We start from the raw sequence: 12,337 nt of genomic DNA, 5'->3' as shown, positions 1-12,337 counted from the left end.
AGAAGGATCACTTGAGGAAGTCCGGTACGTCCAGCTCCTCGGCGGCGCTGTCGGTGTAGGACCGCGACGGCGGGACCGGCGGGGCGACCGGGAGGTCGGCGGCCGGCTCGGGAGCGGGCTCCGGGTCCTCCTTCGGCGTGACGCTGCCGAGCGAGCCGAAGCTCGGACGGGACTCGGGCTGCCGTACCGGAGTGGGCTCGTCGCGGCGGGCCGAGGACGCCGACGAGCCCATGACGGTCTCCCGGCGGGCCGGCGGCTGGCCGCCGTCGAAACCGGCCGCGATCACCGTGACCCGGACCTCGTCGCCGAGCGCGTCGTCGATGACCGCGCCGAAGATGATGTTGGCCTCGGGGTGGGCGGCCTCGCTGACCAGCTGGGCCGCCTCGTTGATCTCGAACAGACCGAGGTCGGAGCCGCCGGAGATGGAGAGCAGCACACCGCGGGCGCCGTCGATGGACGCCTCCAGCAGCGGCGAGGAGATCGCCATCTCGGCCGCGGCCACCGCGCGGTCGTCGCCGCGGGCCGAGCCGATGCCCATGAGCGCGGAACCGGCCTCGGACATGACCGACTTGACGTCGGCGAAGTCGAGGTTGATGAGGCCTGGGGTGGTGATGAGGTCGGTGATGCCCTGGACACCGGAGAGCAGGACCTGGTCGGCCGACTTGAAGGCGTCGAGCACCGAGACCTGGCGGTCCGAGATGGACAGCAGCCGGTCGTTCGGGATGACGATGAGGGTGTCGACCTCTTCGCGGAGTTCGGCGATGCCGTCCTCGGCCTGGTTGGCGCGGCGCCGTCCCTCGAAGGTGAACGGGCGGGTGACCACGCCGATGGTGAGGGCGCCCAGGGAGCGGGCGATGTTGGCCACGACGGGGGCGCCGCCGGTGCCGGTGCCGCCGCCTTCACCGGCCGTCACGAAGACCATGTCGGCCCCCTTGAGGACCTCCTCGATCTCCTCGCGGTGGTCCTCGGCGGCCTTGCGGCCGACGGCCGGGTTGGCTCCGGCGCCGAGTCCGCGGGTGAGTTCGCGGCCGACGTCGAGCTTGACGTCGGCGTCGCTCATCAACAGCGCCTGCGCGTCGGTGTTGATGGCGATGAACTCGACGCCCTTGAGACCGACCTCGATCATCCGGTTGATGGCATTGACACCACCGCCGCCGACACCGATGACTTTGATGACTGCGAGGTAGTTCTGCGGTGCTGCCACGTCGAAGGCCTCTCGCCTCGAGTTACGTGTCGCCGTTTCGCGGGTGAGTGCGATCCGACGACTGATGCCGATTGGGACGGTCCGTAGCGCCGACCCGAACCCTAACGTTGAAGTTTAGGGTTACCAGTGTGACTGTTCGCTGGAGTCTTCCGAACAGGACACTAAGTCGACAAGTGGCGCACGTTCAACGAACACGCCGAACCTCCCGTTTTTCTTTTCACCCTATGTGATCAGCCATAGCGGTGCCCAACCAGGGTGCTGGCCTGCGCGGATGTGCGTCAACTCCCCGATGACGCCGGGGCGGTGGGAACCGAGACGTCGAAGTGCCGCGCATCGGGCGCAGCTTTCATGAGAGCGGTGAGCGTACGGGCCTTCAGCGCGCCCCTCTCGGAACTCCCCCACGCCACGGTCCGGTCCCCGCTCAACACCAGCAGGATGTCGTCGTAGGAACGCACTTTGACGGTCGCGGCCTGCCGCGCGACGGCCGCCGGAATGGCGTCGGCGACCCGCACCGCCTCGCGCACCAGACGGTCCTCGCCGAAGCGCCGCAGGCTCGCGGCGGCGGAACCCCGGGAGAGCCTCAATTCCAGTGCCGGCACGCCTTTCGGAGCCCGGGAAACCGTGGCGAAACGGACACCTTCATCGTCCACTTCGACGAAGTTTCCGCCCTTTTGGACAATCAGAACCGGAGTGCGCTCAACCACTTTCAGGCCGATTCCGTGGGGCCAGGAACGGACTACGTCAACCGTGTCGATTCGGGGCAGTTTCGCGCGCAGCCTCGTCTCGATCTCGTCGGTGTCGACGGAAATCAACGGTGCCCCGACGGGAACCTCGGCGGCCGCCCGCACCTGCGCGGGCGTCAGGACCCTGGTGCCGGAGACGGACACCCGCTCCACCCGGGTCCACGAGGAGCCGTACAACACCCAGACGGTGCCCGCGCCGAGGAGGACCAGCACCACGGCGAGAATGATGATCGTACGAACGCGTGGCGGCTTCAGCCGCCCCCACCGCCGGGCGAGGGGCGGGCCGGACGACTCCTGCTGACGTTCACCACGCTCGGTGGTGGTCGGTCCGGCCACGCTCCCTGCCCTTCGCTCATGCGGTCCTAGTGCTGTGCACGGTGGGCGGCGATCGCCTCGTACACCATGCCGACGAGGAGGTCGTCGGCGTCCCGGCGGCCGAACTCGGCGGCGGCGCGGGACATCTCGTACAACCGGTGCGGGTCGGCGAGCACGGGCAGGACGTTCGCCCGGACCCAGTCGGGCGTCAGTTCCGCGTCGTCGACCAGCAGTCCGCCGCCGGCCTTGACCACCGGCTGGGCGTTCAGCCGCTGTTCGCCGTTGCCGATGGGCAGCGGGACGTAGGCGGCCGGGAGCCCGACGGCGGAGAGTTCGGCGACGGTCATCGCGCCCGCGCGGCAGAGCATCATGTCGGCCGCCGCGTACGCGAGGTCCATCCGGTCCAGGTAACTTACCGGGATGTAGGGGGGCATCCCCGGCATCTGCTGCACGTGCGGCAGTTCGTTCTTCGGGCCGACCGCGTGCAGGATCTGGATGCCGGCCTGCTGCAGCCACGGCGCGACCTGCTGGACCACCTCGTTGAGGCGGCGGGCGCCCTGCGAGCCGCCGGAGACCAGCAGCGTGGGCAGGTTGGGGTCGAGGCCGAACATGTGCCGGGCCTCGGGGCGGGCGGCGGCCCGGTCCAGGGTGGCGATGGTGTGGCGCAGCGGGATCCCGATGTAGCGGGAGTTGCGCAGCTTGCTGTCGGGGGTGGCGACGGCCACCTGGGCGGCGTACCGGGACCCGATCTTGTTGGCGAGGCCGGGGCGCGCGTTGGCCTCGTGGATGATGATCGGCACGCCGAGGCGCTTGGCGGCGAGATAGCCGGGCAACGCGACGTAACCACCGAAGCCGACCACGGCGTCCGCCTTGGTCCGCTCCAGGATCTGCTCGGTCGCCTTGATCGTGCCGCGCAGCCGGCCCGGGACGGTGATCAGCTCTGGGGTGGGCTTGCGCGGCAGGGGTACGGCGGGGATCAGCGCGAGCTCGTAGCCCCGCTGTGGAACGAGCTTGGTCTCCAGGCCGCGCTCCGTGCCCAGGGCCGTGATCCCCACGGTCGGGTCCTGCCTGCGCAGGGCGTCCGCGAGGGCGAGCGCGGGCTCGATGTGGCCGGCGGTCCCCCCACCGGCGAGTACGACATGCACCGAAATTCACCGCTCTCCGGACGAGCGCGCCGCCGAGGCACGCCGTCGCATCGTGTTCCATCTCCGAGGCCCCCGGTCCCGCACGGCGCCTCCCGCCCGCTTTCTACCAAAGCGGGGTTGCCGCATGGAAAGCGCCGCCCGCGCAGCGGGCTCGTCACGCGCGAACGCGATCAGCAGCCCGATGGCGAACATGGTCGGCAGCAGGGCGGATCCCCCGTAGGAGAACAGCGGGAGCGGGACTCCGGCGATCGGCAGCAGGCCGAGCACCGCACCGATGTTGATCACCGCCTGAGCGGTGATCCAGGTGGTCACGCCTCCCGCGGCATACCTGACGAAGGGGTCCTCCGTGCGTCCGGCCACGCGGATACCCGCATAGCCTAGAGCCGCGAAGAGGGCGAGTACCGACAGCGTCCCCGCCAGGCCCAGTTCCTCACCGGTGACGGCGAAGATGAAGTCCGTGTGCGCTTCGGGGAGTTGACCCCATTTTTCCACACTCGCACCGAGCCCGGATCCGAAGATTCCGCCGGATGCGAGCGCGTAGATCCCGTGCACGGCCTGCCAGCAGTCGGCGACGCCGGACTTGGGCTCCGTGGCGCCGATGCAGGCGAGGCGCGCCATGCGGTTCGGGCTCGTCTTGATCAGGATCACACCGAGGGTGGCGGCGATCGACAACACGCCGACGAAGAGCCGGGTGGGCGCCCCGGCCAGCCACAACAGGCCGAACAGGATCGCCGTGAGGATGATCGCCGTACCCATGTCGCCGCCGAGCATGATCAGCCCGAGCAGCAGGAAGGCGACCGGCACGAGCGGCACCAGCATGTGCTTCCACTGGTTGAGCAGGTTCTTGTCCTGCTTGCGGGCGAGCAGGTCGGCGCTCCACAGGACCAGGGCGAGCTTGCCGAACTCGCTGGGCTGGATCTGGAAGGAACCGCCGAGCGAGATCCAGTTCTGGTTGCCGTTGACCGACATCCCTATCCCCGGCACCTGCACCAGCGCCATCAGGAAGACGGCGCCCGCGAGGATCGGATAGGCCAGCGCGCGGTGCAGCTTGACCGGCATCCGGGAGGCGATGAGCAGCAGGACGCCGCCGATGACGGCCGCGAGCAGCTGCTTGCGGAAGAAGTAGGAGCCCGGCAGGGACATCTGCAGCGCGGTGATCTGGGAGGCCGAGTAGACCATCACCAGACCGAGCACGGTGATCAGGAAACTGCCGCCGGCGATCAGGTAGTAGGCGGTCAGCGGCCGGTCCCAGGCGCGCTTGGCGTTCAGGTACGCGCGCAGCACCGGGTTGTCGCGGGGCGGCCGCGGGCGGGCGGGGCGTCCGACGGCCCGCTGTACGGGCGGCCGTCCGGTACGGCTACTGGGCATCAGACGCCTCCGCTACGTCGGTCAGGCGCCGAGTTCGCGAACCGCCTCCGCGAACGCGTCACCGCGCTTGTTGTAGTTGGCGAACATGTCCATCGAGGCACAGGCGGGGGCCAGCAGCACCGTGTCGCCTTCGACCGCGAGCCGCTGGGCCTCCTGGACAGCCGCGAGCATCGCCCCAGTGTCGGTCCGGTCGAGGTCGACGACCGGTACTTCCGGGGCGTGTCGCGCGAGCGCTTCGCGGATGAGAGCGCGGTCGGCGCCGATGAGCACGGCGCCGCGAAGTCGCTTTGCCGACTTGGCGACCAGCTCGTCGAAGGTGGCGCCCTTGGCGAGCCCGCCCGCGATCCACACGATGGACTCGTACGCCGCCAACGAGGCTTCCGCGGCATGCGTGTTGGTGGCCTTGGAGTCGTCGACGTAGGCGACCCCGTCGACGTCGGCGACGTGCGCGATGCGGTGCGCGTCCGGCGTGAAGTTCCGCAGGCCGTCGCGTACGGCCTTGGGCGGCACCCCGAAGGCGCGCGCGAGGGCCGCCGCGGCAAGGGCGTTGGCGATGTTGTGCGGGGCCGGAGGGTTGACGTCGGAGACCTCGGCGAGCTCCTGGGCGTTCTTGTGCCGGTTCTCCACGAAGGCGCGGTCGACCAGGATGCCCTCGGCGACGCCGAGTTGGGAGGGTCCCGGGGTGCCGAGGGTAAAGCCGATGGCCCGGCAGCCCTCCTCGACGTCGGCCTCGCGGACCAGGTCCTCGGTGGCCTTGTCGGCGACGTTGTAGACGCAGGCGACCCGATTGCCCTCGTAGATACGGCCCTTGTCCCGGGCGTACGCCTCCATGGAGCCGTGCCAGTCGAGATGGTCGGGGGCGAGGTTGAGCACCGCCGCCGAATGGGCGCGCAGGGACGGCGCCCAGTGGAGCTGGTAGCTCGACAACTCCACGGCCAGGACGTCGTAGTGCTCCTCGCCGAGCACTGCGTCCAGCAGCGAGACGCCGATGTTGCCGACGGCGGCCGTGCGCAGGCCCGCCGCCTTCAGGATCGACGCCAGCATCTGCACGGTGGTGGTCTTGCCGTTGGTGCCGGTGACGGCGAGCCAGGGGGCCGCGTCGGGGCCCCGGAGCCGCCAGGCGAGTTCGACGTCGCCCCAGATCTCCAGGCCGGCTTCGCGCGCCGCCTCGAAGAGCGGCTTGTCCGGCTTCCAGCCGGGCGCGGTGACGACGAGTTCGGTGCCGTCCGGCAGGGTCGCGCCGTCGCCGAGGCGCACGGTGATGCCGAGCGCCTCCAACTCCGCGGCCTGTTCACGCGCGCGAGCGTCGTCGCCGTCGTTGACGACCGTGACGATCGCCCCGCGCGCGTGCAGCACCTTGGCCGCCGGGATGCCGGAGACTCCGAGCCCGGCGACGGTGACGTGCTTGCCCTGGAACTCCGAGAATCCTTCAGGCACCGAGGAGGTCACTTGTCCGCTGCCCATCCCGCGTAGAAGAGGCCCAGTCCGACGATCACGCAGATGCCCTGGATGATCCAGAAGCGGACCACGACCAGGACCTCGGACCAGCCCTTGAGTTCGAAGTGGTGCTGCAGTGGCGCCATCCGGAAGACGCGCTTGCCGGTGAGCCGGAACGAGCCGACCTGGATGACGACCGACATGGTGATGAGGACGAACAGACCGCCCATGATGGCCACCAGCAGCTCCGTGCGGGAGCAGATGGCGAGGCCGGTCAGGACACCGCCGAGCGCGAGCGAACCGGTGTCGCCCATGAAGATCTTGGCCGGCGAGGTGTTCCACCACAGGAAGCCGAGGCAGGCGCCCATCAACGCGGAGGCGATGACCGCGAGGTCCAGCGGGTCGCGCACCTCGTAGCAGGCGCCCGGGTTGGTGAGGGTCTGCGCGTTGGCGCAGGACTCCTGGAACTGCCAGACGCCGATGAACGTGTAGGCGCCGAAGACGAGCACGGAGGCGCCGGTGGCGAGGCCGTCCAGACCGTCCGTCAGGTTCACGCCGTTGGACATCGCGAGGATCATGAACAGCGCCCAGACCACGAACAGCACCGGGCCGATGGTCCAGCCGAAGTCCGTGATGAAGGACAGCTTGGTGGAGGCCGGGGTGTTGCCGCGAGCGTCGGAGAACTGCAGCGCGAGCACCGCGAAGCTGATGCCGACGATCAGCTGGCCGGCCATCTTCGCCTTGGCCCGCAGGCCCAGCGAACGCCGCTTGACGATCTTGATGTAGTCGTCCAGGAAGCCGACCAGGCCCATGCCGCACATCAGGCCGAGGACCAACAGGCCCGAGTACGTGGGCGGCTGACCGGTGATCACCTTGGACAGGAAGTACGCGGCGACGGTGGCCAGGATGAAGGCGATACCGCCCATCGTCGGCGTACCGCGCTTGCTGGCGTGCTCGCGCGGGCCGTCGTCACGGATGTACTGGCCGTAGCCCTTGCGCGCCAGCAGTTTGATCAGCAGCGGGGTGCCGACCAGCGTCAGGAAGAGACCGATGACGCCCGAGAACAGGATCTGCTTCATCATCGGGCATCAGCCCCACCCGCGGCACCGGTCTCGAGCAGCGCCTGCGCCACGCTTTCGAGCCCCACCGACCGGGACGCCTTCACGAGCACGACGTCCCCCGGGCGCAACTCGCTGCGCAACAGGTCGACCGCCGCCTGTGCGTCGGACACGTGCACCGACTCCTCACCCCACGAACCCTCGTTATATGCGCCCAGTTGCAGCCAGGACGCTTCCCTGCCCCCGACCGCGACGAGCTTGCCGACATTGAGCCGGACGGCGAGCCGTCCGACCGCGTCGTGCTCGGCGAGCGCCTCGTCCCCGAGCTCGGCCATCTTGCCGAGCACCGCCCAGGTCCGACGTCCCTTGCCCATGGCCGCGAGCGCGCGCAGGGCGGCTCGCATGGACTCGGGGTTCGCGTTGTAGGCGTCGTTGACGATGGTCACGCCGTCCGGTCGCTCGGTGACCTCCATGCGCCAGCGGGAGAGGGAGTCCGCCTCGGAGAGCGCGGTGGCGATCTCACTAGCGGACATGCCCAGCTCATGGGCGACGGCGGCCGCGGCGAGCGCGTTCGACACGTGGTGCTCACCGTACAGGCGCATGGTCACGTCGCTTGCACCGGAGGGTGTGTGGAGCCTGAACGCGGGCTGTCCCGTGTCCGTGAGTCGCACGTTCTCGGCCCGTACGTCCGCTTCGTCGGTCTCACCGAAGAGGATCACCTTGGCCTTCGTACGGGACGCCATGGCGCGTACGAGGGGGTCGTCCGCGTTGAGGATCGCGGCGCCGTCCTCCGGAAGGGCCTCCACGAGTTCGCCCTTGGCCTGCGCGATCTGCTCGCGTCCGCCGAACTCGCCGATGTGGGCGCTGCCGACGTTGAGCACGAGGCCGATCCGCGGCGGGGTCAGCTCGGTGAGGTAGCGGATGTGGCCGATGCCGCGGGCGCCCATCTCCAGCACGAGGAACTTCGTCTCCTCGGTGGCGGACAGGGCGGTGAGCGGCAGGCCGATCTCGTTGTTGAGCGATCCGGGCGTGAACACCGTAGGCGCCTTGCGCTGCAGGACCTGGGCGATCAGGTCCTTGGTGCTGGTCTTGCCCGCGGAACCGGTCAGGGCCACGAGGGTCGCGCCGAGCCGTCGTACGACGTGCCGCGCGAGGGCGCCCAGGGCGCTCTGGACGTCGTCGACGACGATCGCGGGGACGCCGACGGGCCGGGACGCGAGGACGGCGACCGCGCCCGCCTCCACGACCTGCCGGGCGAAGTCGTGGCCGTCGACGCGCTCGCCGACGAAGGCGACGAACAGGCTGCCGGGCCGCACCTCGCGGGAGTCCCGGACGACCGAAGCGGTGACCTGGACGGACGGATCCGGTATGTCGTGCGTCTGCCCGCCGACGACTGCTGCGATCTCGGCGAGAGAGAGGGCGATCACAAGTTCATCCCTGGGTCTGCTGGATGGCTTCTCGAAGCACCTGGCGGTCGTCGAAGGGACGGACCACACCGGCGATGTCCTGGCCCTGCTCGTGGCCCTTGCCCGCGACGAGCACGGTGTCACCGGGCTGCGCGCGGGCGACGGCTGCGGCGATCGCGGCGGCCCGGTCCTCGAAGACCTGCACCTCACCGCGTTCGTGTGCTGGTACGGACGCGGCGCCCTCGAGCATGGTTGCAAGGATCGAGAGGGGGTCCTCGGAGCGGGGGTTGTCGGAGGTCAGTACGGCGGTGTCGGCGAGGCGGGCCGCGGCGGCGCCCATCGGCGCCCGCTTGGTCCTGTCGCGGTCGCCGCCACAGCCGAGCACGACGTGCAGCCTGCCCTCGGTGACCTTGCGCAGGGCGCGCAGGACCGACTCGACGGCGTCCGTCTTGTGGGCGTAGTCGACGACCGCGAGATACGGCTGTCCGGCGTCCACGCGCTCCAGACGGCCCGGTACACCGGGTACGGCGGCGACGCCGTCGGCGGCCGCCTGCGGGTCGAGCCCGGCCGTGGCGAGGGCGGCGATCGCGGCGAGGGTGTTGGCCACGTTGAAGCCGCCCGGCAGGGGCGACCTGGCCTCGATCCGCTCGCCCTCGGGGCCGACGACGGTGAACGTCGAGTCCATCGGACCGACTCGGACGTCCTCGGCCCGCCAGTCGGCGTCCGGGTGGCCCTCGGCGGAGTACGTGACGACCGGGACGGTGGCCTCCCTGGCCAGCCGGCGGCCGTACTCGTCGTCGACGTTGACCACGCCGAGCCTGCTGCGGCGCGGCGTGAACAGCTGCGCCTTGGCCCGGAAGTAGTCCTCCATGTCGGAGTGGAACTCCATGTGTTCCGGGCTGAGGTTGGTGAACACACCGATGTCGAAGACGCAGCCGTCGACCCGGCCGAGGACCAGCGCGTGGCTGGAGACCTCCATGGCGACCGCCTCGACCCCGCGCTCGCGCATCACGGCGAACAGGGCCTGCAGGTCGGTGGCTTCGGGGGTGGTGCGCTCGGACTTGATGCGCTCGTCACCGATGCGCATCTCCACCGTGCCGATGAGGCCGGTGTTGTTCTTGGTCTTGAGACCGCCCTCGACGAGATAGGCGGTGGTGGTCTTGCCGGAGGTGCCGGTGATGCCGATCTGGAGCAGGTCACGGCCCGGGTGGCCGTAAATCGTCGCCGCCAGCTCGCCCATCCGCGCCCGCGGGTCGTCGACGACCAGGACCGGCAGGCCCGTCGCGGCGGCGCGCTCGGCTCCGGTCGGGTCCGTCAGCACCGCGACCGCGCCGAGGCCTGCGGCCTGTTTCACGAAGTCGGCGCCGTGCAGCCGGGCGCCCGGCAGGGCGGCGTACAGGTCGCCGGGGCGGACGGCGCGCGAGTCATGGGTGATGCCCGTGACCTCGGCGGCGCTCTCCGGCGCGGCGGCACCCAGCTGATCGGCGAGCTCCGTCAGGGGTGTGGCGGAGACCTGAACCGGTCGCGGCGGCCCCGGGTATGTCACGGAAACGCCCTTCTGGGTGGTTTGGGACTGATCAGCGTGTGGCACGGCGGTGAGCGTACCGGGCGCACCCGCCTGCGGGCGAAGCGAGGGGCGGGGGGTGTCCGGGTTGCCGGAGTCGGGAGTGATCATGGTCACGGAGCGTTCCTGACTGGTTGCGCTGATCAGGGAGTGAAGGTGACGGGCAGTCGCGCGGGCTGGGCGCCCGTCGGCGGGACCTGGAGGGTCTTGAGTGCGAACTCCATCACCTCCTTGAAGATGGGTCCGCAGATCTGGCCGCCGAAGTAGTTGCCCTTCGTGGCGTTCTGGATGGCGCAGTAGACGGTCACGCGAGGGTTGTCCGCGGGGGCGAACCCGGCGAACGAGGACGTGTATCCGCGGTACTTGCCGGTGGCCGGATCCACGCGGTTGGCCGTACCCGTCTTGCCCGCCACCCGGTAGCCGGGGATGCGCGCCTTGGCGCCCGTGCCCTCCTGGTCGTCCACGACCGACTCCAGCATCTGGGCGAGCGTCTTCGCCGTCTTCGCGCTCACGACCCTTGTCTTCCTGGGCTCCGCGGCCGGCACGAACCGTCCGTCGGGTCCCTTCGTGCCGCGTACGAGGGTGGGTGCGACGCGGACGCCGCCGTTGGCGATCGTCGAGTAGACCGACGCCGCCTGGAGCGCGTTGAGCGACATGCCCTGGCCGAAAGGAATCGTGTACTGCTGCGAGGTCGACCACTTGTCGGGCGGGGCGAGGATGCCCTTGGTCTCGCCGGGGAAGTCCAGTCCGCTGTAGCTGCCGAGGCCGAACCCGCGCAGGTACTTGTAGAGGACCTGGTTGGCCTGTGCCTGCGTCTTGCCGAGCTGGCCGGTGGCCAGGATGGTGCCGATGTTGCTGGACTTGGCGAGCACGCCGTTGAGCGTGAGGTCCCAGGTCTTGTGGTCGATGTCGTCCTTGAACAGACGGTCGCCGCGGTGCAGCCGGTTGGGCACGACGACGTGGGTCAGCGGCGTGGCCACGTTCTCCTGCAGCACGGCGGCCATCGACATGATCTTGGCGGTGGAGCCGGGCTCGTAGGCGTCCTCGACGGCCCAGTTGTGCAGGGCGTTCGGGTTCGCCTTGGACAGGTCGTTCGGGTCGAAGCCGGGCGAGTTGGCCATCGCGAGGATCTCGCCGGTGCGGGTGTCCTGCACTATCACGTACCCGCGGTCCGCCCCGGACTTCTTCACCTGCTCGCTGATCGCGCTCTGGGCGGCCCACTGGATGTCGCGGTCGATGGTGAGCTCGACGTCGCTGCCGGGCACCGCGGGGGTCTCCGTGGAGCCCGCGGTGGGCACCAGCCGGCCGCCGGACTGGGCGTAGCGGATCTTGCCGTCCTTGCCGGACAGTTCCCTGTTCAGCTCCTGCTCGATGCCGCCGCCGCCCTTGCCGTCGGCGTTGACCCAGCCCAGTATCCCGGCGGCGAGGGCGCCGTTGGGGTAGATCCGCTTGCTGCTGGGGGTGGAGAAGACGCCGGCCAGGACGTCGGCGGTGTCCGACTTCTTCGCCAGCGCGGCCTTCAGGTCCTTGATCTGCGTCCACACCTGCGGCGTCTGCCGCTGGGCGAGCAGGGTGTAGCGCAGCGCCTTGTTCTTCGGCCGGAGCTTCTTGACCAGGGCGTCCTGGTCCACGCCGAGGATGGGCGCGAGCAGTGCCGCCGCCTGCTCGGGCCCGTCGTCGATCTTCAGCTGCTCGCGGGTGAACATCGTGGGGTCGGCGGTGATGTCGTAGGCGTCCACGCTGGTCGCGAGGGCCACGCCGTCGCGGTCGGTGATGCCGCCGCGCTCGGCGGGCAGGACCTGGCCGACGTAGCGGTTCTGGTCGGCCATGGCGGCGTAGGTGCTCGCGTCGACGGCCTGGACCTGCAGCAGTCGTACGACGAAGGCGATCAGGACGATGGCGAGGGCCAGGCCGACCAGGCGCAGCCGGGGGCGCGGGCTGCCCAGGCGCAGCGGCTTGGGGGCCGCCGGGCGGGCCGGTGCCGGGCGGCGGGCGGCCGGGCGGGCGCCGGGGCCGGGGCGCTGCCGGCCGGCGGCGGGGCGGACGGGACGCGCGGGGCCGGGCACGCGGCGGCGCGGCGGTTCCCTGTCGGACACT

9 protein-coding genes are annotated in these 12,337 nt (G+C 70.3%); all 9 read right to left on the bottom strand.

Annotated features, from left to right (window positions below; all coding sequences use genetic code 11):
• Positions 1–7: 7 nt before the first annotated feature.
• Positions 8–1,204 carry a cell division protein FtsZ gene (gene ftsZ, locus ACIGDI_RS35310; protein ID WP_399905506.1) on the bottom strand — a complete coding sequence of 399 codons (1,197 nt, stop codon included), beginning with the start codon at positions 1,202–1,204 and terminating at the stop codon, positions 8–10.
• 278 nt (positions 1,205–1,482) lie between these two features.
• Positions 1,483–2,283: a cell division protein FtsQ/DivIB gene (locus tag ACIGDI_RS35305; RefSeq protein WP_399905503.1), complete on the bottom strand. Its 801-nt coding sequence runs from the start codon at positions 2,281–2,283 to the stop codon at positions 1,483–1,485.
• Between the two features lie 26 nt (positions 2,284–2,309).
• The gene (gene murG, locus ACIGDI_RS35300) at positions 2,310–3,407 is read right to left on the bottom strand and encodes an undecaprenyldiphospho-muramoylpentapeptide beta-N-acetylglucosaminyltransferase (protein WP_272175664.1); all 1,098 of its coding nucleotides are present in this window, start codon (positions 3,405–3,407) and stop codon (positions 2,310–2,312) included.
• Positions 3,408–3,413: 6 nt separating this feature from the next.
• On the bottom strand, positions 3,414–4,775 hold the full coding sequence (gene ftsW / locus ACIGDI_RS35295) for a putative lipid II flippase FtsW (RefSeq protein WP_399905500.1): 1,362 nt from the start codon (positions 4,773–4,775) through the stop codon (positions 3,414–3,416).
• Between the two features lie 21 nt (positions 4,776–4,796).
• On the bottom strand, positions 4,797–6,239 hold the full coding sequence (gene murD / locus ACIGDI_RS35290; RefSeq protein WP_399905498.1) for a UDP-N-acetylmuramoyl-L-alanine--D-glutamate ligase: 1,443 nt from the start codon (positions 6,237–6,239) through the stop codon (positions 4,797–4,799).
• Positions 6,221–7,294 (bottom strand): phospho-N-acetylmuramoyl-pentapeptide-transferase, encoded by a 1,074-nt coding sequence (gene mraY, locus ACIGDI_RS35285; RefSeq protein ID WP_174267309.1) that lies wholly within the window; start codon positions 7,292–7,294, stop codon positions 6,221–6,223. Before mraY ends, murD begins: the two co-directional genes overlap by 19 nt.
• The gene (murF, locus tag ACIGDI_RS35280; RefSeq protein WP_399905495.1) at positions 7,291–8,697 is read right to left on the bottom strand and encodes a UDP-N-acetylmuramoyl-tripeptide--D-alanyl-D-alanine ligase; all 1,407 of its coding nucleotides are present in this window, start codon (positions 8,695–8,697) and stop codon (positions 7,291–7,293) included. Before murF ends, mraY begins: the two co-directional genes overlap by 4 nt.
• Positions 8,698–8,701: 4 nt before the next feature.
• Positions 8,702–10,222, bottom strand: a complete 1,521-nt coding sequence (locus ACIGDI_RS35275) for a UDP-N-acetylmuramoyl-L-alanyl-D-glutamate--2,6-diaminopimelate ligase (RefSeq protein WP_390629307.1) — start codon at positions 10,220–10,222, stop codon at positions 8,702–8,704.
• 161 nt (positions 10,223–10,383) lie between these two features.
• Positions 10,384–12,336, bottom strand: a complete 1,953-nt coding sequence (locus tag ACIGDI_RS35270; protein WP_399905491.1) for a peptidoglycan D,D-transpeptidase FtsI family protein — start codon at positions 12,334–12,336, stop codon at positions 10,384–10,386.
• Position 12,337: the final 1 nt, after the last annotated feature.

It is taken from the genome of Streptomyces sp. NPDC085900, assembly GCF_044540925.1.
In the GTDB taxonomy this organism is placed as follows: domain Bacteria; phylum Actinomycetota; class Actinomycetes; order Streptomycetales; family Streptomycetaceae; genus Streptomyces; species Streptomyces gilvifuscus.
The sequence above is the reverse complement of the archived record's forward strand: the minus strand, read 5'-3'. Positions and strand labels throughout refer to the sequence as shown.